At 55.4% G+C, this 24,357-nt stretch carries 20 protein-coding genes and 2 pseudogenes; 5 read left to right on the top strand and 17 right to left on the bottom strand.

Going from position 1 to position 24,357, the window contains the following annotated elements; genetic code table 11:
- Positions 1-184: 184 nt before the first annotated feature.
- The 8 genes and pseudogenes from ACFQ95_RS13995 to ACFQ95_RS13960 all read right to left on the bottom strand — a co-directional run bounded on the left by ACFQ95_RS13995 (position 185) and on the right by ACFQ95_RS13960 (position 4,917).
- Positions 185-2,062, bottom strand: coding sequence for an amidohydrolase (locus ACFQ95_RS13995; RefSeq protein ID WP_422831879.1), 1,878 nt, complete (start codon positions 2,060-2,062; stop codon positions 185-187).
- Positions 2,055-2,327 carry a XapX domain-containing protein gene (locus ACFQ95_RS13990; RefSeq protein ID WP_422831878.1) on the bottom strand — a complete coding sequence of 91 codons (273 nt, stop codon included), beginning with the start codon at positions 2,325-2,327 and terminating at the stop codon, positions 2,055-2,057. Before ACFQ95_RS13990 ends, ACFQ95_RS13995 begins: the two co-directional genes overlap by 8 nt.
- Positions 2,328-2,383: 56 nt before the next feature.
- Complete coding sequence (locus tag ACFQ95_RS13985) at positions 2,384-2,752, bottom strand: DoxX family protein (RefSeq protein WP_422832121.1); 369 nt, start codon at positions 2,750-2,752, stop codon at positions 2,384-2,386.
- Positions 2,703-2,900 carry a hypothetical protein gene (locus tag ACFQ95_RS13980; RefSeq protein WP_422832119.1) on the bottom strand — a complete coding sequence of 66 codons (198 nt, stop codon included), beginning with the start codon at positions 2,898-2,900 and terminating at the stop codon, positions 2,703-2,705. Before ACFQ95_RS13980 ends, ACFQ95_RS13985 begins: the two co-directional genes overlap by 50 nt.
- Positions 2,901-2,933: 33 nt before the next feature.
- Positions 2,934-3,590: a hydrolase gene (locus tag ACFQ95_RS13975; protein WP_422831876.1), complete on the bottom strand. Its 657-nt coding sequence runs from the start codon at positions 3,588-3,590 to the stop codon at positions 2,934-2,936.
- A gap of 30 nt (positions 3,591-3,620) precedes the next feature.
- Positions 3,621-3,818: a catalase-related domain-containing protein gene (locus tag ACFQ95_RS13970; protein ID WP_422832118.1), complete on the bottom strand. Its 198-nt coding sequence runs from the start codon at positions 3,816-3,818 to the stop codon at positions 3,621-3,623.
- Positions 3,819-3,878: 60 nt separating this feature from the next.
- Positions 3,879-4,076, bottom strand: a pseudogene (locus ACFQ95_RS13965) (catalase); the annotation flags it as partial.
- Positions 4,077-4,080: 4 nt separating this feature from the next.
- Positions 4,081-4,917 (bottom strand): alpha/beta fold hydrolase, encoded by an 837-nt coding sequence (locus tag ACFQ95_RS13960; RefSeq protein ID WP_422832116.1) that lies wholly within the window; start codon positions 4,915-4,917, stop codon positions 4,081-4,083.
- Positions 4,918-5,628: 711 nt separating this feature from the next.
- On the opposite strand from ACFQ95_RS13960, the gene ACFQ95_RS13955 reads away from it, so the two are divergent.
- Both ACFQ95_RS13955 and ACFQ95_RS13950 read left to right on the top strand, forming a co-directional pair.
- Positions 5,629-5,940 (top strand): hypothetical protein, encoded by a 312-nt coding sequence (locus tag ACFQ95_RS13955; RefSeq protein WP_422831875.1) that lies wholly within the window; start codon positions 5,629-5,631, stop codon positions 5,938-5,940.
- 375 nt (positions 5,941-6,315) lie between these two features.
- Positions 6,316-6,966 (top strand): YceI family protein, encoded by a 651-nt coding sequence (locus ACFQ95_RS13950; RefSeq protein ID WP_422831873.1) that lies wholly within the window; start codon positions 6,316-6,318, stop codon positions 6,964-6,966.
- Between the two features lies 1 nt (position 6,967).
- Here the strand turns inward: ACFQ95_RS13950 and ACFQ95_RS13945 are convergent, their stop codons facing one another.
- Both ACFQ95_RS13945 and ACFQ95_RS13940 read right to left on the bottom strand, forming a co-directional pair.
- Positions 6,968-8,623: a phospholipase D-like domain-containing protein gene (locus ACFQ95_RS13945; RefSeq protein WP_422831871.1), complete on the bottom strand. Its 1,656-nt coding sequence runs from the start codon at positions 8,621-8,623 to the stop codon at positions 6,968-6,970.
- Between the two features lie 128 nt (positions 8,624-8,751).
- Positions 8,752-9,426, bottom strand: coding sequence for a LuxR C-terminal-related transcriptional regulator (locus ACFQ95_RS13940; protein WP_422831870.1), 675 nt, complete (start codon positions 9,424-9,426; stop codon positions 8,752-8,754).
- 221 nt (positions 9,427-9,647) lie between these two features.
- On the opposite strand from ACFQ95_RS13940, the gene ACFQ95_RS13935 reads away from it, so the two are divergent.
- Positions 9,648-11,000 carry an MFS transporter gene (locus ACFQ95_RS13935; protein ID WP_422831869.1) on the top strand — a complete coding sequence of 451 codons (1,353 nt, stop codon included), beginning with the start codon at positions 9,648-9,650 and terminating at the stop codon, positions 10,998-11,000.
- Between the two features lie 16 nt (positions 11,001-11,016).
- Here ACFQ95_RS13935 and ACFQ95_RS13930 read toward each other — a convergent pair whose 3' ends face one another.
- The 3 genes from ACFQ95_RS13930 to ACFQ95_RS13920 all read right to left on the bottom strand — a co-directional run bounded on the left by ACFQ95_RS13930 (position 11,017) and on the right by ACFQ95_RS13920 (position 18,251).
- Positions 11,017-13,473 (bottom strand): ATP-binding protein, encoded by a 2,457-nt coding sequence (locus tag ACFQ95_RS13930; protein ID WP_422831868.1) that lies wholly within the window; start codon positions 13,471-13,473, stop codon positions 11,017-11,019.
- Positions 13,470-16,361 carry an ATP-binding protein gene (locus ACFQ95_RS13925; protein ID WP_422831866.1) on the bottom strand — a complete coding sequence of 964 codons (2,892 nt, stop codon included), beginning with the start codon at positions 16,359-16,361 and terminating at the stop codon, positions 13,470-13,472. The genes ACFQ95_RS13930 and ACFQ95_RS13925 overlap by 4 nt, the downstream gene beginning before the upstream one ends.
- Before the next feature lie 78 nt (positions 16,362-16,439).
- The gene (locus ACFQ95_RS13920; protein ID WP_422831865.1) at positions 16,440-18,251 is read right to left on the bottom strand and encodes an ATP-binding protein; all 1,812 of its coding nucleotides are present in this window, start codon (positions 18,249-18,251) and stop codon (positions 16,440-16,442) included.
- Positions 18,252-19,519: 1,268 nt separating this feature from the next.
- On the opposite strand from ACFQ95_RS13920, the pseudogene ACFQ95_RS13915 reads away from it, so the two are divergent.
- Both ACFQ95_RS13915 and ACFQ95_RS13910 read left to right on the top strand, forming a co-directional pair.
- A pseudogene (locus ACFQ95_RS13915) lies at positions 19,520-19,903 on the top strand (universal stress protein); the annotation flags it as partial.
- A 109-nt stretch (positions 19,904-20,012) separates the two neighbouring features.
- The gene (locus ACFQ95_RS13910; RefSeq protein WP_422832114.1) at positions 20,013-20,099 is read left to right on the top strand and encodes a hypothetical protein; all 87 of its coding nucleotides are present in this window, start codon (positions 20,013-20,015) and stop codon (positions 20,097-20,099) included.
- 65 nt (positions 20,100-20,164) lie between these two features.
- Here ACFQ95_RS13910 and ACFQ95_RS13905 read toward each other — a convergent pair whose 3' ends face one another.
- The 4 genes from ACFQ95_RS13905 to ACFQ95_RS13890 all read right to left on the bottom strand — a co-directional run bounded on the left by ACFQ95_RS13905 (position 20,165) and on the right by ACFQ95_RS13890 (position 24,327).
- The gene (locus tag ACFQ95_RS13905) at positions 20,165-21,202 is read right to left on the bottom strand and encodes a zinc-dependent alcohol dehydrogenase family protein (protein ID WP_422831863.1); all 1,038 of its coding nucleotides are present in this window, start codon (positions 21,200-21,202) and stop codon (positions 20,165-20,167) included.
- Between the two features lie 134 nt (positions 21,203-21,336).
- Positions 21,337-22,101, bottom strand: a complete 765-nt coding sequence (locus ACFQ95_RS13900) for a Crp/Fnr family transcriptional regulator (protein ID WP_422831861.1) — start codon at positions 22,099-22,101, stop codon at positions 21,337-21,339.
- A gap of 163 nt (positions 22,102-22,264) precedes the next feature.
- Positions 22,265-22,984 (bottom strand): Crp/Fnr family transcriptional regulator, encoded by a 720-nt coding sequence (locus tag ACFQ95_RS13895; RefSeq protein WP_422831860.1) that lies wholly within the window; start codon positions 22,982-22,984, stop codon positions 22,265-22,267.
- Positions 22,985-23,562: 578 nt separating this feature from the next.
- The gene (locus ACFQ95_RS13890) at positions 23,563-24,327 is read right to left on the bottom strand and encodes a diguanylate cyclase domain-containing protein (protein WP_422831859.1); all 765 of its coding nucleotides are present in this window, start codon (positions 24,325-24,327) and stop codon (positions 23,563-23,565) included.
- Positions 24,328-24,357: the final 30 nt, after the last annotated feature.

The raw sequence follows: 24,357 nt of genomic DNA, 5'->3' as shown, positions 1-24,357 counted from the left end.
TATGGCTCAGAAGCTACTGAGCGTCGTCGACAAACATGGGTTAAAGGTATTGATGGCGTGAAACTTTTCAACGACCTTCGGTGTCAGAGTGACGCACTCAAGATTGAATGCCCTGCATCACGTTTGGACTTCGCAATAGGCCTGCCAAGTGCTGACCTCTTAACTGAATCAGGAAACATGGTGCTTACACAGCCCAGCAGGCACACCCTAGTGCTCCCCAGAAGCTCTTGAATTCAGAAACAGGCGCATCGCTGGCCCATGACTTCGCGTGCTGATGTCCATGCACTTGACAGGCGGTAGCACAAGCGCACGCAGTGTTCTGCATCGCGGCCTGTAGGGGTTTGCCTTCGGCCTCGCCCCAAGCGCCATAACCTCTAAACGTGCGGACCGGTGACCAATCTGGCATTGCCAGCGGCGGCTCTGAATCGTCGTGCGTCGCGAAGTCGCCCGCACCCCACACCACGCGGCCACCCACCACGGTCAGCAGAGAAGTCGTGTCGATCAACTCGCTCTCCGCGCAGGTGAAGAAGTCGCGATCGGGCACCATCAGATCGGCAAGCATGCCTTCTTCGATCCGGCCCTTCTTTCCTTCCTCATTGCTGAACCAGGTCACTTTCTCTGACCACATCCGTAGCGCGGTCTCGCGATCCAAACAGTTGCGTTGGGGATAGAGCTGCATCCCACCGACAGTCTTTCCTGTGATGAGCCAAGAGAGCGAAACCCATGGGTTGTACGAAGCCACCCGCGTCGCATCCGTGCCTGCGGAAACCTTCAAACCCTTTTGCAGCATCTTTGCCACCGGAGGCGTTGCTTCCGCGGCGCCATGCCCATACCGCTCGACGAAGTATTCCCCTTGGTACGCCATGCGGTGCTGCACGGCGACGCCGCCGCCCAGCGCGGCAATGCGGTCCATCGATTGTTCGGAGATAGTCTCCGCGTGATCGAAGAACCAGTTCAAACCTTCGAGGGGAGTGTCCTGGTTGACCTTCTCGAAGACATCCAGCGCACGGCTGATCGTTTCATCGTAGGTCGCATGCATGCGCCATGGCCAGCGGTTCTGTGCCAGGATACGAACGACCTCTTCCAGGTCGTCCTCCATCTCCGACGGCATGTCAGGGCGAGGTTGGCGGAAGTCTTCGAAGTCCGCGGCCGAGAACACCAGCATCTCGCCCGCACCGTTGTGGCGGAAGTAGTCGTCACCTTGCTTGTACTTGGACCCGGCGGTCCATCGCAGGAAGTCGTCTTTCTCTTGCTTGGGCTTTTGGGTAAACAGGTTGTAGGCCAGTCGAATGGTCAACTGTTTCTCTTTCGACAACTGTTCGATCACCTCGTAATCTTCGGGGTAGTTCTGGAAGCCACCGCCGGCATCGATCGCGCCCGTCACACCCAGCCGGTTGAGCTCGCGCATGAAGTGCCGCGTGGAGTTGACTTGGTACTCCAGGGGAAGCTTCGGGCCTTTGGCTAAAGTCGCATAGAGGATGGCCGCGTTCGGCTTGGCCAGCAAGAGTCCATTGGGGTTGCCCGCACTGTCGCGCAGGATCTGCCCGCCTGGGGGCTCGGGCGTGTCCTTGGTGTAGCCGACTGCGCGTAGAGCCGCTGCGTTGAGCAACGCGCGGTCATAGAGGTGAAGGATAAAGACAGGCGTGTTCGGCGCGACAGCATTCAGCTCCTCGAGAGTAGGAAGGCGCTTTTCTGCAAACTGGTGCTCGGTGAACCCACCGACGACGCGGACCCATTGAGGAGCGGGCGTGACATCCACCTGTCGCTTCAACATCGCCATGGCATCTGCCAAGCTGCGCACGCCATCCCAGCGCAACTCCATGTTGAAGTTCAAGCCACCGCGGATGATGTGGAGATGGTTGTCGATCAAGCCGGGCAGCACACGCTTACCCCTGAGATCGATGACCTTGGTTTGTGGGCCTGCGAGGGCCATCACTTCATGGTCACCACCGACGCGGAGGAATCGACCGTCTTTGATGGCGACCGCTTGTGCGGTCGGCTGTGCGCGGTTCAAGGTGGTAAACAACCCACGGTGAAGAATCAGATCAGCAGTTTCAGACATGTTCGGAACCTTTCGTTGACTTAGCCTCAGCGCATTTCGGTAGTTCGCCGAACATGTGCGGTGTCACTTGGTGACGCAGCCAGGACGTCTGCACACTTTCGGTCTTGAAGACCTGTTTGACGAGTGGTGGAATCTGCTCGCCAAGCAAGATGCCGAGAAGTCCGACCAACGCGATCACCGGCGGTGCAGGCGAGCGAACGTTGAACAAGGCATAGATCACACCGACGAGTAGACCGACGGCCAGCGAAACCAGGTATGTTTTCATGACGGGGAGTGAGTTGGTTGGAGATTGAGGCGCGCTGAAGGGGCATCTCGTTTGTTCTAGTGAGATGGTGCTTGCGGCATCGTGCGTTGATAGAGATCGTTCAGCGCAACCAACACGAGCCCGCCGCATAAACCGAGATGTTCGAAGAAGGCGTTCATGACCATGCCTCTCTCTGCGCCGGGTATCTCCCAGAATCGGTTCGCGAGAAAGGTCGCCGCCAGAGTGAATGCAGCAAGTGCAAACGCGCCCAACCATCTGTACTTGCCCGAGAGAATGAGTGCACTAGCACCTAGCTCCAGAAGAATCGTGTCGATCGCAGCCAATTCCGCCGGGCGTAGCCCGAAATGCTTCATTTCTGCTACTGCACCTGGGAAGTCAAAGGCTTTGACGAGGCCTCCTTGAAGGTAGGCACCGCAAAGGGCCAGCAGTGCAATGCGATAGACCCAGCGTGTGAAATCTGTTCGAGCAGCGGTTCTCGATTCGCCAGTGATTTGCATAATGCGTCCAAGCAGCAAGCTGTGATTGATAGACCGACGGCAGCTTTTCGCCGACGAGAATGCCTAGAAGCCCCACAAGTGCTATCACCGGTGGGGCGCGATCTTTCACTTAGCCTTCGTGGGCACCGAACATCGTCTTGGCGTAGTTGATGCCGATGCCGTAGCTTCCGCCGACCTTCTTGGCGATTCCAGTCGTCAGATCGTAGGTGTCGCCACGAGCCCAGTCGCGTTGCAGTTCCAGCAGATACTGTAGTGACGTCATTGGCTGTGCACCGGCTTGCACCATGCGCTCGACGGAACGCTCGTGGGCTTCGGTAGAGACGTCACCGCAGGCATCGGTGATGACATAAACCTCGAAGCCCTGATCCAGCGCTGAAAGTGCCGGGCCGACGATGCATACGCTCGTCCACAAGCCAGCGAGCACGATGCGTGGCTTTCCAATGCGATTGACTTCGGCAATGACGGCGGCATCTTCCCATGTGTTCATGGAAGTCCGGTCCAGCATTTCCTTGCCGCCAAATGGGGCCGTCACTTCGTCGAACATCGGTCCAGAAAAGCTCTTCTCGGCAACCGTCGTCAGGATGGTCGCAACTTTGAAGCCAGCGGCAGCTTGCGCGACCAGCGACGCATTGTTGCGTAGCTCAATAGCAGGGATGGAATGCGTAGCAAAAGCCATCTGCGACTGAAAGTCGATCATGATGAGCAAGTGATCGCTAGGGTTCAGAAGTTTCTTACCGGGAACTGCTTTGGCGGTGGGGGTACTCATCAATAGCTCCTTAGAAAGTTTTGGGAAAAGTTAAATTAGGCCAAGCGCCATTGCGACGCCGGCGCCGTAGATGGGATCGATGCGGCAGCAGTTCTCTACGTGGCGGCTCTGCACCTCAGGGCTCGTGCCGTGCATTGCGCGGGCCGTGTCATCAAACAAACGCTGACGCTCTTCGGAATTCATTAAGTTAAACAGCGCGGCGACTTGACTGTAGTCGTCCGCGTCGATGCGATGCTCTCCGTGCGTGGCCGAGCCATGCAGCTCGGGTGCGGGCTCTGCAGCTTGCTGGGTGTCGGGCCATAAACCATAAGCCCCTGACCCCTTTGCTTGCATGCGCCGCTCGGCGATAACCTCACGGTTGAAGTTCGCAAGCATTTCGAGCATCCAGAGGTCTTGAAGCAGTGCTGGCCCACGAGGTTCAGCGGTCTGGATGTTGACGTTGTCAGCCACCGGCGCACCGTTGGCGTGGGTCAGGCACTGCTTCATCGCATCAACCCTTGATGAAGGCCAGCAGGTCAGCGTTGAGCACGTCTGCATTCACGGTCAGCATGCCGTGCGAGTAGCCCGAATAGACCTTCAGGGTGCCGTTCTTCAGCAGCTTAACGGCTTTCAGTGCCGAGTCGTGGATCGGCACGACTTGGTCGTCATCACCATGCATCACCAGTGTGGGAACGGTGATGGCCTTCAGATCTTCAGTCTGATCGGTTTCAGAGAATGCCTTGATGCCTTCGTAATGGGCTTTGGCGCTACCCATCATGCCCTGACGCCACCAGTTTTGGATCACACCTGGCAGTGCCTTGGCACCGGGTCGGTTGAAACCATAGAACGGACCGGCAGGCACATCTTGGAAGAACTGCGCACGGTTATCTGCAACGCCCTTACGGAAGCCATCAAAGACTTCCAATGGCAGGCCTTCGGGATTGCTGGCGGTCTTCAGCATCAGTGGAGGGATGGCTGCGACCAGAACCGCCTTGGCAACGCGACCGGCAGGTTGGCCATGTTTTGCGACATAACGAGCCACTTCACCGCCACCAGTGGAATGGCCGATGTGAACGGCGTTACGCAGGTTCAGGTGCTCGACGACGGCGAAAGCGTCGGCAGCATACGCGTCCATGTTATGGCCTTCGCTGACTTGGGCGGAACGGCCATGACCGCGACGGTCGTGTGCGACAACACGGTAGCCACGTTGCACAAAGAACAGCATCTGCGCATCCCAGTCATCGCTGGACAGCGGCCAACCGTGGTGGAACATGATGGGCTGCGCGGTCTTGGGACCCCAGTCCTTGTAGAAGATGGTCGTGCCGTCCTTGGTGGTGATAGTGCTCATTTCTAGTCCTTTCGGGGGTTGGGAAGTGGTGGGAGTTGCTGCCTGCGCATCGCTTGCAGGTGTCAACGATGCAGCCAGAGGCAGGGCGATTGCAGTGCCGAGGCCGGCACCTAACGCGAGTACCTGGCGGCGTCGGGGAGCGATGGGTTCGAAGTCTTCGAAGTTCATATTCAGTCCTGTTCTCAAGTAATTAACTGAAGGGGATGTTAGGTAGCAGTGACTGCATCACCCAGCCCCTTTCGATGCGATGTTCATCTCTCTGTTGAGGCAGAGCTTTAACGACTCGATGCGTTGTGGCCGCTTTAATCCAAGGAGTCCCTTTCAATGCGGCTTCTATGAAGGGCCTCTCATGAGCGGGGGGCTTCCAGCTAGCACTTGTTAATGCGTCACTTCAGGACTGTCGATGTTTCCGCTCTATCCATTGAAGCTGCGCGAGTGGACTGGCTAGGCCGTAGCACCATTGAGAGCAAAGCTATCTTTCAAAGGAGAGATGAAGAGATAAGGTGAAAGCCATAAGCTCAAACCGGAGGGGGGCAAATTTTTTGTGTGGGTGGTTTGTGCCGACATAAAGAAGTATTTCTAACCGCCCTTTGTTGAACCTCAGTCTCCATCCAGTCAACCCAGTGATCATCCGAAACATGAGTTTGAGAACAGTGGTTGGAGGCGGTGGCTTCGGAGTCTCTGTAAATAACCTGATCTAAAGGACGTTCTATGAAAACCCAAAAGCTCTATTCAATCTGGGCGGTCGCATTCGCTGCAATCTTTTCTTCTGCCGCGTTTGCAGCGGATGACGGTGGTCTGCCAAAGCCAAGCCCTGACACGGCTCCCGCAAAGTCTCGTGTTGAAGTAAAGAGCGAGCGAGCCAAGGCAGCGAAAGCCGGTGAACTTTCGAAAAACTCGAATGCATATCCCGTCGCTTCGAAGGCAGAGCCTGCTTCGAAGAAAACACGCAGCGAAGTGAAGGCTGAGACCGCTGCAGAGAAGAAGGCGAATGGCGGTTCACTGAAGACACCTCGCGAGTAACCGAGCCGTTCAGTCATCGCAGTGAAATACCTGCCTGGTGCTGTACTAAAACAAGAGCCTCAAAACACTAGTGCCATCACGGCATCCGGGCAATTTCCAATGTGCCCTTCTGGGCACATCCAAGCGTGAATCACCCTTGACGAATCGCTCCCCGCGAATAGCGTGGTCAGTCATTCGCACTCGTTGTGCTCACGCTCGCAAAGGCCGAAGCTCTCCAATTCATAGAAGTGCATCGACTACGAAGCTGACGCAACAGGGTGCGACGTCAGAGCTCTCTGATCGATAGCCAGCCCTTCTCTTGAAGGCCGCACGCGGTGTCAACATGAGCTTCCTCCATGACCCAGAAAACACTCCGAGATAGGAAGTAGAACGATCATGAGAAACATGCTTGTCACGTTGAGTGTCGTTTGCTTTTTTGCAGCGTCTTCGAACGCGAGAACAAATCAATCTCCATCTGTCGCCCCAGAAGCTCCGGCCGGTTTCGGTGGCCCGCCGCAGCCTGGAGGAAACTATGTCCTAGACCCCACCCATACTTTTGTTCTGTACGAGATGGGCCACTATGGAACCAGCACGAACCGAGGTCGCTTCAGTACGAAAGATGGCCTGGTGCGTGTTGATAGTTCGGGCAGTCTGGCGAGTATGGAGATCTTGATGGACATGGCGAGCATCAATACTGGCGTGGACATGTTGAATCGCCATTTGCAGAGCACCGATTTTCTGAACATCGCGGAGTACCCGATTGCGCGATTTTCGGCAGACAACGTGAGGCTCGACGCGGAGTTCAAATCGGTTGAAGGCCGGTTGGAAATGTTGGGGCAAACACATCCCGTCATGCTTCGAGTCGTGCGGTTCAACTGTTACATCAGCCCCGTTCACAATCGCCAGGTTTGCGGGGGCGATTTTCAAGCTGACATCATGCGCAGCCAGTGGGGAATCACATGGGGATTGCAGTTTGGCTTTGAAGATCGTGTTCGATTGCTCATTCAAGTCGAAGCAGTCTTGGTGTCAGCGAAGCACCCCCGTTGAGTTAAAGAAGATCTTCCGGCACGAAGGGCGCAGTGATTTCGAGGCGCAGCAGATCCCACCAACTCGCGTCTGGTTCTGAATGTAGAACCGTGGCTTCACCCTTGTGGATGCCGTGCCATTCCACCCCCCCCATGGGGCCTGCTTTAACTGTCCAAACACCTTGTTCGCGCAACACCTGCGCTAAACGGAGCATCTGGCTCGAAAGTGTCTGGCTCTGGATAAAGAGACCAAGCTCAGTGTTGGAACGGTCCGATCGAGGATCAAAGTTCATTGACCCGACGAACAGCAGCTCTGCGTCGACGACTGCGGTTTTGGTATGCAAGCGACCAATTGACGAACCGAAAAGCGGAAGGCGTGGGCTATCGGCGATCTTTCCACTGTTGATCTCGTCGACTTGCACACCCATAGCAACGAGCTTGGAACGATAGCGCCGATAGGCTGTGTGGACCAAGGGCTCGTCGTTTGAAGAAAGAGAGTTGGTAATGAGTTCCACACGTACGCCTCGACTGCGAGTGTCCTTCAGAACCTGCAGTCCATATGGACCAGGAACAAGATAAGGCGAGAACAGCAGGACAGACTTCTTTGCCCGACGGATGGCCTCGACAAACGTATAGCGAACGCTGTCGACATCTTGTAGTGGAACCCCGCCGTACTGAGCTTTATAACCTCTCGCTCTATCTGGGGAATCGGCATACGCGTCCGCCTGAGCCCATATCAAGCTGAGGCGCCTGGCTTTCAGCTCTTGTGAAACAGGGGCATAGCCTAAGAGGTCATTTGGTGAAGGCGGTCGTGGTGGCGGAGTGGTCGAAGCGCTCGTGAGCGCCTGGAAGAGTGTTAAGCGTTCACCATCCGGCCGATTCGGTGCGACAAGCGTTTGGAACGACACCGCGCTGGTGCTATTCCAGAATTTGTCGAATAGCTCCCCTAGCCTCGGAACCAATGCTCCGGCGACCAATATGTCTAAGTCCAGGAAGTTCTCTCCCGGAGTCTGGTAGTAGTAACGGCTGCCAATGTTGCGTCCACCTGCAATCGCAATTGCACCATCGACGATGAGCAATTTGTTGTGCATCCTTCGCTGCACCTTGTCGAATTGAAGTAACGAACCGAGCATTCGGAAGGCAACGTTTGCGCTACGAACTGGGATCGGGTTGTATAGCTTGAGTTCGACGTTGGGTGTCGCCGAGAAAGCGTCGAGTAAGACGTCGTCACCCCCGGTGTACAGGTCGTCAAGCAATAGACGAATACGCACGCCTCGCATTGCCGCCTCATGTAGTGCCTTGAGAAAGTAGCGGCCAGTCGCGTCCGCTTCCAAGTGGTAGTACTGGACGTCTATCGAATGCTGCGCTCGTTCTATAAGGGAGAGGCGAGCGTCTAACGCAAAGTCCCCGCTCGGAAAAAGGCGGAAACCACTAAGCTCCTTGTCGGGTTGACCCGCAGCGACGATTTGAGCAAGGGGCGCGGAAGGGCCGGCGACCCGAAAGTGTGATGTTGTGTCCGCGGCATCTTTTTCCAGGTTTGCGCAGCCGATGACAAAGATGGCAATGAAGAACAGCCCGCAAACCTTCATGAGCCGGTCTCTGGCGTGCGCTAACTTAGCCTCTTTCCAATTGATGAAGCGATCGTGGCTGCTGTTAGCTGGGCTGCGTCTATTGGTCAATCTCTGTTTGAGGCATAAGCCAGATCGACCGCCTTGGGTCATCGGGGGGCGCTGATTCAACGATACACGCATGGGGTGGGACGCGATTACCTGGCGTATGGGTTAGTCCACGGACTCGCCCCCGGGTACTACGCGCGCAAAGCCACCTGTTCTTTTCCAGCCGGTCTGGGCTGTCTACTTACGTCATAAGTTCCGCTATCGATTGATATCGACGGAAGCTTTAGCATACCTCGGCGCTCGGCAACTGCCGCTGCGGCGGTTCGCGAGCTGCTGTCGAGCTTATGCAAAATGGCTTTCACGTGCGATTTCACCGTTCCCACAGAGATATCCAAGTCTCGTGCAATTGTCTTGTTGGCACAGCCTTCAGCCACCAAGCGCAGAACTTCAAGCTCGCGAGAGGTCAGTTTTTCGAAGTCTATTTCTTCGGCCAATTTCGCGGCCGCCGCAGCGCTTAGAAATCTCTTGCCACTATGAACGTTCCGAATGGCTGCCGCCACTTCAGCAACCCCGCAGTCCGCCGTGAGGTAGCCCCTTGCTCCGGCAGAAATTGCATGGCGGATTTCGCTGCATCCGGCTCGATGAGAAAGGACCACAATGGGTTTCGCCATCGCCTTTTGACGTGCATCGAAACTGGTCGCCGTCAACATTTTTAAGGCGGGCTCATAGTCGGCGACGATCACGTTGGCCTCTGCATCCAAATCTACGACCTTCAGCTCCTCTCGTCTCAAGGTAAATTTGACACCTTCTGTGAGCAGCGTTTCTCCGCAGAAAACAGCCACTTTAATTTGCTCAGAATTAAGCATGTTTGCCCTCTATTTTGTTCTAGCGAGCATCCATTAGTTGGATCAAATTGGCTAGTAAATCGATGTGAGTGAACGTGATCTGATCACTCAGGGATGGCGCATTGGACTCACGAGTGTTAATACTTGTTAGATTTTGGGAGACCCGCAGTGTTTGAGGCGAGTGACTGAACAGGCCTCGGATAAGCTCCGGCCTTCTTTCTCGCTGTTCCTAGAAGAATTCAATGCCCGTCTCTCCACTCGAGAAGCGCGCGATCGCACATCGTCTTGATGCTTTGCCGATTACGTCGCTGCACGTTTTGATAATCGCACTCTGCTCTGCCGGGTTTGCTTTCGATTTACTGGAGATGGCACTTGGAAGTGTTCTGTCTGCGGTGTTCTCTGCGACACCGCAGCAAAGAGGCTCTCAGGAGCTCGCTTGGCTTCTCTCATCTGTTTACGTCGGTGCTGTAGTCGGGGCACCGCTGTTGGGATGGGTGGCCGATCGACATGGGCGCCGCAAGGTTCTGACCGGTGTTCTGCTGTGGCTTGGGGTGTCGTCCTTTGGTGCAGCCATCAGCGCGGACATTACTCAGTTGACCTTGTTTCGAGGCGTCTCTGGTTTAGCCCTAGGCGCCTTTCCTCCCTTGGTGATCGCCTATCTGACGGACTTGCTCCCGCCAGCAAGACGGGGGGCGCTGATCTTCGTGACCATTGCCCTTGCAGCCCTCGGCCCGGCCATCGGAATCTTTGTAATCCGCTGGTTGACGCCGATGAATCTGTTAGGCCTGGAGGCGTGGCGTTGGGGTTTCATCATTGGAGGCGCGGGGGCACTCTTAGTTGGTGCGCTTTCTGCTGTTCTTCCTGAATCTCCGCGCTGGCTTGAGTCCCAAGGACGCCTCGAACAAGCTTTAGCGGCGCTGGGACGGTTTGAGCGCTCAGCTCCCCTATGGAAGAGCCCTACTGATGTGCGACCTGGGAACAGTTTGCCGGCAGAAGCTGTGCCACTGGCCAATCCCGAGGAAGGGATGGCGAAGCATAAAAAATGGGCGCTGGTCGGTTTGTTGTTCTTGCTTAGTCCTTGGTCAACCGTTGCGTTTCCTTTGCTGACTGGCGCGGTCTTAACTCAAAAGGGGTTCAACTTGGCTGACACCCTTCTGTATGTTGGCTTGGCTACTTTTGGTCCGCTAGTCGGCTCGCTACTTACAGCGCATACCGTTGATCGTATCGAGCGTCGCCTCGCGCTGGGTCTGTGCGCTGTTTTTATGGCGATTAGCGGTGGCTGTTTTGTGATGGTCAACACTCAAGCTTGGCTGATCTTGAGCATTGTGAGCTTCAATGTTTTTTCATCGCTCTATGTGTCTGTGCTGAATGTGTACGGAGCAGAGCTGTTTACAACCGCATCTCGGGCATCGTCAATTTCGGCCGCCTGGGCTATGAATCGCATCGGTGCGGTTGCCGCGCCGCTGTTACTGATTCCGCTACTGCGCAGTGGAGGGGCGAACACCATGTTTGGTGCAATAGGCGTTGCTTTAGCCCTAAGTCTGGTGCTGCTGGTCGTTATGCCAAGAGGACGACAATTAAGGGCGTTAATCTAGTCTAGAAGGCATTGCTCTAGAGGCCTTGCAACAAGGCTCTCGCGGCTATCAAGTCAGCGGTGTCCTGCCCTTCGGTGAAGCGCGCCGTTACGGTGCCGAGGATAGTGGCAGCCATTTCTACCCGGTTGCCGATTGCAAGTAGTCTCGCCTTGCTCATTGTTGCACGCAGCTCCCACGCCAGGGCTTGTTGGCGTTGAGCAATTGCAATGGCTTCAGTGAAGCAAGCTTCCGCTGCCGATGCTACGGAAGAAATTGTTGCGCCACCATTCAGCAACATACGCTCTCCAAATCCGCGTATGACCTCTGATGCACACCAGCCGACAGCGCCGGAGCGGACTCGATCCATGGAGGTTGAACTCCAGAAAATCGGATCGATGGAACAGATGTGATCTGACAGCTTGTTTGCGTTAGCCCCATAGCTGGAAGCCATCCCGGCACGAGGCTCATTGTGTCGTCCAACATGGGTCTTCAGCGTCGCTTCGTAGCGCGTGCCCCAGGCCATCCAATACTCGAATCCGAATTCAGCGGCATGAGCCTTGAGTTGAGCAACAAGCGTGGATGCTAGAGCGGTGTCTCCGCGCCAGATTGCAATTGGGATGGCTGCCAGTCCAAGCGCCTGAACCAAGGCTGTGGGTGAATCTTTGGCGGCCGCTTCAAGGCACGCCGACGCTTCGGTGGATGCCTGAGTTGCAAGGCCCTGCATCCAGTGGATGCGGGCGATCAGTATTCCCATGGAAACGCGTAGGTCTACGGCTGAGGGCGTGTAGCCTAGCGGAATGCGCTGCCAACCCTTTTCGCGAACGTGCTGAGCCAAGCGCAGCGCATCGTTGTGTTGGCCAAGAAAGTGCAGTGATTGAGCTTCAGTTCGTTCCGACGTGAGTTGTGCGAATGTGTCTGCATATTCGCTCGCCACTTTTCCCATGCGATTTGACCAGGTGAGCGCACGAGGATAGTTCCCATGCTGGAACGCTGTACTCCACAGGGCCAATAGTGGACCGATCTGATGTTTGACAGACCCAGTCGTGCGCGCGACGTTGAAAGCAGACTCCAACTGCGTTTCCATCTCGGGCTGTTCGATCTGCTTTCGCTGATAGACCAAGCCAATGGCCGTTTTCAGCCGCATTTCATACCATGGCAGTGGATGAAGCAGCGTGGACAAGACCTTCAGCGCTGTGTCGATTTGGATGTCAAGATCTGTCATAAGAGAGGTCTTGTCTGCCAAAGGAAAGAAATCGACAGTCAGTTTGATTCCGAGTTCCGGGTCTCCCCCTTCAGAATATGCCCAATGCAAGGCTGCCCGCACGTCGTCCAGCCATGAAACATACTCTGCTCGCCATTGCGCAATTGGCATCTGCTCCCAATCACGCTCCACGCGCGAAAGGATGTTGCGTATGTGCTCCGCATGGATTCGCTTTGCGATACTGCGCTCGGCATCAGATTCAAGCTGTTGAGACGCATAGGCTCGAGTCGTGTCTAGCAAGCGAAAACGTCCATCACCTTTCGTGTTGGCGTTACTGACGAGTGACTTTTCGATCAGACGGAACACGATGTTCGTTGCCGCTGCTTTCGTGCTGGCTTGATGTGCGACAACCGCAACTGCCGACTCGATACTGAATGTGCCGCGAAAAACAGAAAGCCGCCGAAACGCGCGTTTTTCGCTTGCGTCTAGTCTTTCGTAACTCCAGTCGAACATGGCGCCAAGCGTTCTGTGCCGCGCGTGCGTTGTTTGATTGTCATCCTCTAGAGCCAGTACATGCTCTCCAAGTTGCGAAGTCAATTGTTCGACCCCGACTTCGCTCATCGCCGCAGCAGCGAGTTCGATGGCCAATGGGATACCGTCAAGCCTCATGCACAGGTCGACGACGCTCGCGACATTGTGTTCGGTCAGTTCAAACGCCACGCCCCGGCTGCCCGCGCATTTCGCAAACATGGCAATAGCGGGGAAGGAAAGGGCCTCGTCAGGGGAAATTCCCTTTAGATCTTTTGGTAGACCGATGGGGGCTAAACGATGCACCCACTCGTCTGAGGTCAGTAGTGGCTCACGACTAGTGGCGAGCACCTGCATGTATTGTGTGGCCCCCAGTAACGACTCCACTAGTTCAGCTACCGCTTCAATTTGGCTTTCGCAGCTATCGAGTACTAGAAGAATTCGCTTCTCTTGCAAATAAGCCAAGACTTTGGCCTTGACGCTTTTGACGTCGATCATTGAACTCACAGGGAGATCCAATGCTGCCGCCAGCGTACTTGCAAGAAGGTTGGGGTCGTAAAGGGCTGCTAACTCAACGCCCACAATGCCGTCGGGCCATACATGTGATATTCGTTTGGCTAAAGCGTGGGCAACTGTTGTTTTACCAATGCCACCGGACCCTACAAGCGTGACAAGTCTGCGCGATGCAAGTTGCGTCTCCAACTCTTCGATCACGGCATCTCGACCAAAAATGGGCTGGAAAATCTGATGTGATGCTTCTGTCACAAGGTGATTCTCGCTCGGGCATGTAAAGCTGGTTTCGTCTTTTTGCCGACGCTAGGGTTCGCGCCATGCTCATCTTGAGCGATCTTCTGCAAGATGGCTTTTGCCCGCAGCGGATCCTTTGTCTCGGCCCCCTCAGCACAGCGCTCAAGTGTGCTGGTTAACAAAGCTCGCGCATCGTCTGAAAAGCCTTGTTTGTGCCAAAGATCGGCCAAGCTTGTTGCGATCCGCAGCTCCCATGCCGGAGCATGCTGATCACTTGCCAGCTTCAGAGCACTCTGCAATAACGCCTCGCCTTCTGCGTTGGCTTCTGCATCGTCCTTTCGTAGCAGTCGTACGCCATGAACGCGGAGAATTTCGGGCGCACACCAGAGCGCCTCACCCGCCGTTGCTCGCGAGACTGTTCGCGCTGTGACGAAGTCCTCAACGAAGGTGCCTAGATGGTCTAATTCTTTAGCGTTCTCAGGAGGCTCCCACCGCAAGGCTGAATGTTGTTCGTCACGATTCCCCCACATAAGAACGGCCTCATAGCTTTGGGCCCACGACATCCAATAGCTCAGCGATACCCGCGTGGAGATTTCTTTGAGCTTGGCAACATAGTCCGTCACACGACCAGTATCGCCCCGCCAGAGAGCGATCGGCAATACGGCTAAACCCAATGCTTGGCAGGCTGCTAGAGCATGCTCGACGCCTCCGATATATGCATGCTGTATGGCCTCTTCGGCCTCGCTTTCAGCTTGGTCGGCGTAACCCCGTAGCCAGAGGATGCGTGCGCGAACAATCCTCATGGATACTTGCAGCGGTATCTCGGGAATAAATCGCCTTTGAATTCCTTCAAAATTAGCGGCCAACACTCGCTTTGAGAGTTCCTGGGCTCTGTCGTGCTCGCCGAGATAGTGGCTCACAAGAACACTGAGGCGGTCTACAACTGCAACGCTCACAGGGTGCCATTCGCCTACTGTGATCTGGCCCAGGCGTTCTAATAGTCTCTGTGCGTCTTGATAGCGACCTGCACCAAACGAAGCGACCGTTGCCCCAAACAAGGCTGCGATGCGTTCATCCGTAGGGCCCGGTAGCGCGCTTAACTGAAGAGTACGCGCAACCAGGTCTGAGTATGAGCGGCGCACTGACGTGGTCTGCCCGCTGGCTGCGCAAAGTGCTGATAGCCCATAAAGCTCGAGTTCTGGCTCGGGATGATCGGAGCGCTCTAGTTGCTGGAGTACCTGGTCGAGATAGCGGCCATATTCGTCGAAGGAGAACCCTGTGCGTTGTGATGCGTCAATAGCGGCCACCGCTAAACGGACACCTACGGCCGCGCTATCTGTTGTTGAGGCTGCCCAGGAAATTGCCGCGCGAATATCGTCTGACATTCGGCGGAGTGCGCACACCCGTACAGCAAACGGCGCGATGGTTGTCGACGCGACCAGTTCGAGAACCGAGTCCAAAAAATGGGCCGCATGGCGTCCGGCGACAACAGAATCCTCGCTAAATTCTTGTGCCTTCGCCGTGGCGTAGGAGCGCGTGGAAAACAGGTAGCGATAAAAGATGTGTTCTCCGCTGGTATCGGTCGCAATAAGAGACTTTGATACCAAGCTCAACACAGAGTCGATCACATCATTAGGGCGGATCTGATGAAACGCTGCGATGCGAATGGCGCTCTCAAGCGAGAAACTGGAGCAAAACACCGCTAGTCGACGAAACACGATGCGCTCCGTCGCCGTTAATAGCTCGTAGCTCCAATCCAGAAGGGCCAATAGAGTGCGGTGCCTTGGCAGTGCCGACCGCCTGCCACGAGTCAGCAGGCGAAACCGATCATCGATCCGATTCGCTAGCGCACTCAGTCCCAAGGAGTCGACCTGGCTCGCAGCCAACTCGATGGCGAGAGGAATGCCGTCGAGTTGTCGGCAGACCTGTACCACCGTTTGCATGTTGTGCCGCGTCAGACTGAAACTGTCTGCGTTGGCCATCGCTCGCTCGACAAAAAGTTGAACAGCCGGCGAATGCTGTACCTGACAGAAATCGTTTTGGAGATCTTCCGCGGGCAGCGCTAGAGCCGCGAGTTGATATACAAACTCACCTTCAGCGCGGAGAGGCTCGCGACTCGTTGCCAAAATGTGCACTGCAGGCGCAGATTTAAGAATGGTTTCGACAAAATGGACCGCCGCCTCGACCATGTGCTCGCAGTTGTCGAGCACCAGCAGCATCCTTTTTTCTGCTAACCCGTTCACCAACCCCTTCATTGGGTCCTCGGAAAACGGCAAGGTGCCGACGTCGAAAGCGCTCCAGGCGGTAGTCGGCAACAGCTCGCCATCTTGGACTGGCGAAAGATCAATTAAACGAACCCCGTCATAGAAAGACTCTGCCACTTCTTCTGCGATGGCGAGTGCGACGGTGGTCTTCCCCATTCCTCCGGCTCCGACAATGGTCAGAAGTCGTTGATCTTTGAGGCGCGCGATGACGTCTGCCGTGGCGCCGGCACGACCAAGCATTCTGGTCAGCCGCGAAGGCAGATTGTGAACTGCCGAGTGAAGCCAGGTGCCTTCCAATGCACCAGACTCCTCAACTTCATCTCTTTCGACGCGTGCGACAAATCGATATCCGTGGCCGGGCTCATTGATGATGTAGCGCGTGTCCGTTTGACCATCGCCCAGCGCCTTGCGCAGCGCAGACATGTGGACGCGCAAATTTGCTTCTTCTACGATCGTCGTGGGCCAGACGATTGAGATGAGTTCTTCATGACTCAGAACTTCGTCGGAACGGGTTACCAATGCGACGAGTAAAGCAAAGGCCCGACTGCCGAGACGCACAGGTTTGTCTCGCTCCAGCAGCAGTTTGCGTGAGGGATAAAGTTCGAAGGGGCCGAAACGTAAAAGCAGCTCGGCTTGGTTCATCGTGTATTGCTGGATTTCATATAGAACGCGCTTCTACGCCCTACAGATGGCAGTGGTGCAGCCACTGAATTGGTGGTTTTAACCGGCGCCGACAGTCGCTGGCCACGGCCTCAAATAATCCGCCTCCTCAGGCGCCACTTTCGTGGGTTGAGGTATGGGGCGGCGTTCAACTGGACGACGGGCGTTCAGGCATTCCAAAGCATCTGAGAGGTCAATTGCCAGGGCAGTATTGCCATCGGCTGAAGAGGCCCATTCTATTGCCGCGCTAACGTCTGGCTGCAAGCGCTTAAGTTCTGCCTGCGTCGGATCTTTTGCGGAGGCCGCACTCACTCTTTCCATGCGGCGCATGGCGTACAGTGCATGCGCATACTGCGCGGTCCGAGACTCGCCGCATTCGACCAGTTTGTGCCGAGCAAAACCACGGGTGGTGTTCTGAAGCCGATAACTCGCACTTGCGACTGAGGCGTCACGCACGATCAGCGACTTGGTGACTAACTTCATCAGGGCGTCCACCACGGACGACTCGTCCAGAGGTGGGGAGTCGAGATTCTCTTCAAAGCCAAATCTCACTATTTCGAAAGCGCAACGAAGGTCGAAGTCTCCACGCAGTACAGAAAGTCGGCGAAAGACAATCTGTTCGGTTTCGGCCAGCAGGCCGTAACTCCATTCAAGAGACTCCATCAAACTGCTGTGACGCCGATGCGCGGTTCGTCTTCCGCGCGATAGCAATTCCGCAAAATCATCGGCGCGCGCGACTAATCCTTTGACGCCAAGGCTAGAAACACGGATGGCAGCCAATTCCAGTGCAAGGGGATTACCGTCCAACAGTCGACATAGCTCGACAACTTCTCTCAGCGTGTCTTGCGTCAGTACGATTTCGTTCGAGTGTGCATCTGCACGCGAAACAAATAACTGAATACCGCTGAACATCAAGGCTGCCGCCGGCGACGCTGGCGCATCGGTTCCCGAGATGGATAGAGGTGGAAGGCGATGGACCCATTCGCTCTCTGCATCCAAGGCCTCGCGGCTGGTGGCTAGGATTGAGACCCCAGGCGCAACCCTCAACACACTTTCTGTAAGACGAGCTACTGCATCAATTAAGTGCTCACAGTTGTCTATCACCAGTAGCAAACGACGGGAGTGGAGCGTCATGCAGATGCCGGACCACAGATCGTGGATGGAAGTCCCTGCGCAGCTTCCCGCGTTGGCTTCGACACCGATCGCATCTGCCAGCGCCCTGTGCACGTCCGCCTGATCAGAAAAATCAGAGAGGTCTACTAGATGGACCCCATCGGCATAGGATTCCACCAAGCGTTTTGCAACTTCAAGTGCGACAGTCGTCTTACCAACACCACCTGAACCCACGATCGTGACAAGGCGTCGCTGTGACAGCAACGAAGAAATGGTTGCGACCGAATCATCCCGTCCAACAACCGGGGTCAACCTGGACGGCAAAGGTCGCGGGGCAAATACATAACGTGTTTCGCGGGCCGTGCACTTTGAGCCCTTAACAGGGTCAGGCTTGACCGTCTGAAGAGGCTCAGTGGAGTGGCGAATTGGAGCGACAAAGCTGTAGCCGCGTCCAGCAACGTTTGTGATGTAGCGAGCCCCGTTCCGCCCGTCTCCGAGCACTTTACGCAAGGCGGAGATATGAAAACGCAGACTGGTTTCTTCAACGACGGTGGTCGGCCACACTGACTTTAGAAGTTCGTCTCTCCCAACGACTTGGCCGGACCGATCAACGAGGGTCAGAAGAAGATCGAATGCACGCGACCCCAGGGCAAGAGGTTCGCCTTCGTCGAGTAGTAAACGCTCAACAGGGCGCAAGCAAAATCGGCCGAAAAATAATTCCGGCTGATGAGACGCATTACGCATGGTTGGGGCATTCACAATGACGATATGCAGTGATGTAAGTCTTGTAATTTAGCTTTAATTTTTTCGCAGATTCTAAATTGGATGTGCAATCCAGGAATTCAAATATTTGAATTCAGTTTTCACAATCTGTCAGCGTAGAGTAAGAACTCAGGCTGTCCACATGCTCCGCAAAGAAAACATGCCTGATACGACATCAGGAGCAGAAAAACTCGAGGCAATTCGCGAGCCCGGCGTTTTAAACCGCGCGAAAAGAACCGCAGTAGCCACCAAGAGGCAAGCAAGAATCAAGCCTTAGCGCAGATCAAATACGGGTCGCGGCTAATTCTGACTCTTTAACCTGATCTAACAATCTCCCAAAAGGGGCAGAACCTTGAGTCAGTGCGGTTTTGGTCAGGAAGCCAATGATTTGCGGCTCATCTGCAATCGTCAAAGCCTTCTTATGTCTACCTTGAGCCGCCTCTTGGGTCAACCTGATAGGTCGCCGACGCAGTTGATTCGAAGAAGCAGCCAAGTGAAGGCTCGGGCACATAAACGCTGCGACCTTGGCCCATTTCGTGCGAACTCATTGCGGATTTCCACACAGCCCTAGCCTGTACTTGCCTTCTTCAGCCGACGGCAATGCAGCGGAAGCGGACATCTTGCGCGGCGAAACGACGGGCCGCTTGTGTCAGTAGAAGCGGCCAATCAGCGACAAAGCCAACAGCTCTTGTTTACTAAGCGTCGGTGAACTGAGGAACGTCCAAGTAGCTGTCCACTGACATGGCGTTGGTGGAGGTCTTGTTGATCTTCTCGTAAACGGGCAGTGTGATGGGTGCGCCATTTCCCTGGAGTGCCACACCCAGGGGACCGCAGCCGCCGAGTAGGCGGTGGTCATGGCCGCGTCGCGGTACAACTCATACGGGGAGAAGCTGGATCCGAGCTTCATCGCGCGCGAGCCTGTCCTATCGGTCTAAAGCCATCGGCTTTCGACGTACTGAAAGTCACGCGATGGAACAGATCCAACGAGTTGATAGGCACAGATCAAGCTGCAGAAGCTGTGGGTGTAGAGAGAGGAGGACGGCATTCCCTCGGTGGAGTTGATGATGAGATGGACAGTGCCATTTTGTGGTTCAGCGTGTTGCACAAGCTGTTTTATTGGAGTTTGTCTCGCTGCCAGCCTGGTTCATCATTAAAGTTCCGTAATGTTTGCCAGCGTACAGACCGGCGTTTGCGGCGCGCGCACCATGTTCCGATAGGTGAATTTTTTCACGGCAAGGTGTCGCGACCTATTTGCTGGGGGAGGTATGTACGAACGAATCGTGGTCTGCGTCGATGGAAGTTCAACATCTAATAAAGCCCTCGTTGCGGCGCTGCAGATGTCCACCGGGTCCGGTGGTCGAGCGCAACTGCGGCTGGTGTATATAGCGGATGAAAGTCCGTTTGTCTTGGGCCTTGACCAGACGGGAGACTACTCGGCCGATCTCTTCAAAGTAGTGCAAGACCAGGGCGGCAAGATCCTCGACGATGCCATGGCCATCGTGAGTGCGGCCGGTTTCGGAGCCGACCATGTGCTCTTCGCTACCTTCGGCCAGCGGCTCGGCGACACCGTGGCCAAAGCGGCAATCGACTGGCCTGCGGACTTGATCGTAGCGGGGACGCACGGCCGCCGTGGTGTGGTGCACCTCTTTCTCGGAAGCGGAGCGGAACAAATCATTTGCTTGGCGCCAGTCCCGGTATTGGTGGTGCGTTCGCCGGAAAAACCACCCGGTCGCGCGCGAAGAAAAGGCAGATCTGATTATGATGGGCTCACACGGGCATTCGGCGCTGGGGAATATGGTCATGGGTCATGGGATCCGTTGCGATGTCGGTGATGGCACGTTGTAGTACGCCCGTGTTGCTGATCCGGTAAGGCGCACGGATTTCGATGTACGCTCCTTCTATCAGCGCTTTTAAGCCTCGATGATGACCTTCAAGGCCTTGGTGCTGGCTGCGTTTGCAAAAGTGTCATAGGCCTCCAGTATCTGGCTTAACTTGAAGCGATGCGTAATCAATTGCCGAGCGTCAACCCGCTTTGACTGCACGGTTTTCAGCAGTATAGGGATAGAGTTCGTGTCCACAAGTCCGGTGGTAATCGTGACGTTGTGCGACCACAGCTTTTCAAGGTGTAAATCGACCTTGACGCCGTGCACACCAACATTGGCGATAGTGCCCCCCGCTGCCACGATATCTTGACAAATCTTGAAGGTCGCGGGAATGCCCACGGCTTCAATCGCCGTGTCTACACCGCAATTGTCTGTGAGCGCCATCACTTGTTGTGCGACATCGCCTGCGCTGCTGTTCACCGTCGCGGTGGCGCCAAAGTGCTTACCGACAGCAAGCCGGTTGTCATCTAAGTCAATCATGATAATTTCGGCCGGCGCATAAAACTGTGCCGTGAGCAAGGCAGCGAGCCCGATGGGCCCCGACCCCACGATGGCGAGACTTGAGCCTACCTTGACTTTGCCATTGAGCACGCCGCACTCGAAACCGGTGGGCAGGATGTCGCTGAGCATCACCAAAGCTTCTTCGTCGGCGCCTTCAGGGATTGGATACAGGCTGGTGTCCGCATGGGGGACCCGCACAAACTCAGCCTGCGTGCCGTCGATGCAATTGCCAAGAAGCCAGCCGCCGGTTGTGCAATGCGAATTCATGCCCTTGCGGCATGCTACACAGCGCCCGCAGGAGGTAATACAGGAGATCAGCACCCTATCGCCAGGTTTGAACGTATCGACCGCCGCCCCCACCGAATCCACAATGCCGACGCCTTCATGACCCAAAATGGTTCCCGGCAGGCAGCTTGCCACATCACCCTTGAGGATGTGTAGGTCAGTACCGCAGATGGTGGTTTTGGTTATCCTCACAATAGCGTCGCCGGGAGCTTTTATCTCGGGCTTGGGGTGCTCCTGGAGAGTTTTCAGGCCTGGGCCTTGATAGACAAGCGCACGCATGGTGGAGCCCTTCCTGAGGCAATCGATTTAGCGATCACCAGGTGTGAAGGCGCGGCGCGCCCAGCCTTTTAGCATGTGCCACGAGACGATTCTTGTCTGTACGCTAACGCACCGTACATGGGCTCACACGCGTTTTACCCAACGCTCTTGTGTGCCGCACGAAGGCCACGCTCAACATGCGTTTTCGTGGAGAGCTGGGCTTGTTTAGCTTGAAGAAACTGGTCATAAATGCTCCGATCTCGGGCGTAGCAGCTGCACGCCACCCCTTCAAGACCACCTCGATCAAGTACGGTCAGCATTCCCCGGCTGTATGCAATAAAGCCTTTACTCTGCAATACCCCGGCAGCAAGTGTGACGCCTACGCGGCGCACCCCCAACACATGCCCAAGTCCCTCGTGGGTCGCAAGAAAGCTGTCTGATTGCGCTTGGTCATGCCGCATCAGTAGCCATCGGGCCAGCCTCGCGCCGAGCAGATGAAAACGCTGACATCCCATCGACGAGGCAGACTGCGAAAAAATTACATAGGTGTAGCGCCCAAGAGTGTGCTGCAAAGCAGCGCTACGGATCAGCTCGGTTCGAAAAATGCTGCAGTCGAGGCGCAATGCACGCCCCGCCCCTGTCACCACCGCGTGCAAAGGGGCAATGGATACCCCAAACACCAGGTGCGCTCCAATCATGCCCTCACGCCCGACCATGCCCACCTCCAGTCCAGCGCGCCCATCGATGGCGCTCACTAAAGAAATACAACAATTGTTCGGAAAATAGACATGGCGCATGTATGCGCCCGACTCGCACAACACCTGTCCTAGCGTCAGTTCAACCTGCTCACAAACGGACAATAAACGCTGTCTATCTTTGCGGGGAAGCAACTCGACGAGGTGATTTTCAGCTTGGAACAATGCAGTCTAACGGTGCGTTGCCAAGCAACGAGACATTTAGTCTGCGCCGTATTTCAAGGCTATGACTGTCTGATAACGCACATACAGCCTCAGGATCGCGTGTTTTTAGCCGCCGGCGTTCATCCGCCAAAATCTCGCAGATCTTCTGTCGCAACAGGCTGCTCTAGGAAGCTATTTTTGGCGGTAGCAAGCGGTCGTATTCTTTCTTTACCACCGCATAGCACTCGCAGGATCGACGTTCCAAACCAGCGCGATCGAGCACTGTAATGTGACCGCGAACGTAACGAATCAGACCCGCCCTCTGAAGCTTGAGTGCGGCTTCGGTCACACCTTCTCGACGCACACCTAGCATGTTGGAAATCAACTCCTGCGTCATCAGCAGTTCCAATCCCTTGAGGCGATCCAGACTCAATAACAACCAGCGGCATAACTGCTGATCCAGTGAGTGGTGGCGATTACAAACTGCGGTCTGCGCCATTTGGGTAATCAATGCCTGGGTGTAGCGCAGCAGAAGATGCAACACAGGACCACCGCGATCAAATTCCACCTGCATGGCGGTCGCGGGAAGCCGATAGCCATGCCCAGCGCTCTGTACCACGGCGCGACTCGGCGTGGAACCGCCCCCCATGAACAACGAAATACCGACAATGCCCTCGTTGCCCACAACGGCGATCTCCGCCGAAGCACCATCTTCAAGGACATACAACAGAGACACGATCGCAGTCGTGGGAAAGTAAACATGCGTCATGACGAGGCCGGATTCGTAAAGAACCAGACCGAGTGAGAGCTCGATCGGTTCTAGATCCTGCTTCCAGCGCTGCCACTGCGCAGGGGGAAGCGCAGAGAGCAGTTGGTTTTGCACCGAATCGATGAGGTTCGACATGGCGGCAACTCCTGGGTAGTGTTCTCAGGGATCCCGCAATAAGCTGAACGAAGGCCGCGAGATACCAGACATTCATCTTATGTTTCTTGGCTCCTCTACTTGTTCCCTAGCGAACATACAGAATAATAGATGACACCCGCCACGGTGCAAAGATGCGTTGCCGGCGGAGCGACCTTCTTCCGAAGCTTCGTGACGCCCTCACTCAAGCCCACCGAAGGCGTCCGCAGCGAACTCGCTGGGTGCATCCAAAAAATTCCCGTCGCGGTGGCATCCCAGGGATTCAGTTCGCACCATATAAAGCGTAAAGCCCAATTATCTTTAGCCTTGGCACCTCGCCTCCAACTCTCCAGACGCGTAAACGCCCGCTTGACGGGCGCACTTAGAAATGGGCTTGGACTCTTACGCGACCTACGTAAATGGACACTCTTGTGCAGAGTCCTATTTTGTACCGTCAGGAAATCACCTTCTTGAGGTGCCGTCGTGATATTCGGCTTTAAATGGCCAGGCATCTCGAAGGCGGCATCTGCGTTTGGAGATAAATTGGGTTAACAAGGGCGGCCAGCGGAAGTGGAAAGCCCCTAGCCCCCGCTACCTTTGCGGCTTGCTGAACTCAGGGCCTTTAAATGCTTCGCTTGGTACATCGCGGCATCCGCATGTTTAACGAGTGTTGCTTGCTCTAAGCCATCTTCAGGATAGAGTGCAATACCAATGCTGATCGACAGACGCAGCTTCCATTTTTGGATCACCATGGGCTCGCCAACGGCGAGACACAATTTATCCGAAACCAATTCCGCGTCAGACCTCTGAGCCACGTCGGACAAAAGAACCAGGAACTCGTCGCCGCCGTGGCGGCTGACCGTATCAACGTCTCGTACCGCGCTCACCAGGCGGCGCGATATTTTTTGGAGAACCTCGTCGCCAGCGTCATGGCCTAAGCGGTCGTTGATTTTTTTGAAATCATTGAGGTCGATGAAGAGGATAGCGAGCTGCATGTTGTGACGTTTCGCACCGGCGATAGCCTGCGTGAAACGATCATTCATCATGGCCCGATTCGGTAATTGCGTGAGCACGTCCAACTGCGCAGACCGAGTAAGTGTTTCAAGCGCTTGCATTGCGGAATCCGTATCCTCTTGGTTGCGCATCGCGGCCTCCACCAAGCGGGCATTCATCTCGCGCAACTGCGCATCGCTGCGCGATTTTTTAACTTTGCGCGCTTCGAGGATTTCCTTCTGCAGATTTTCCAAAACTAATCTTGCTTCGGCAATGTTTTGGCGAAGCGCGGCCAGTTCCTCAGTGAGCGGCTGAGTAGATGAATTTAGTTGGGACTTTTTGAATAAACCCAAGTCAAAATTCCTCGGTCGCTGCGTGCCGAG

The sequence above is a fragment of the Variovorax sp. HJSM1_2 genome (genome assembly GCF_049316285.1).
Taxonomy (GTDB): domain Bacteria; phylum Pseudomonadota; class Gammaproteobacteria; order Burkholderiales; family Burkholderiaceae_C; genus Rhodoferax_B.
Note: the sequence above shows the minus strand (reverse complement) of the source record. Positions and strands in the feature narration are given on the sequence as shown.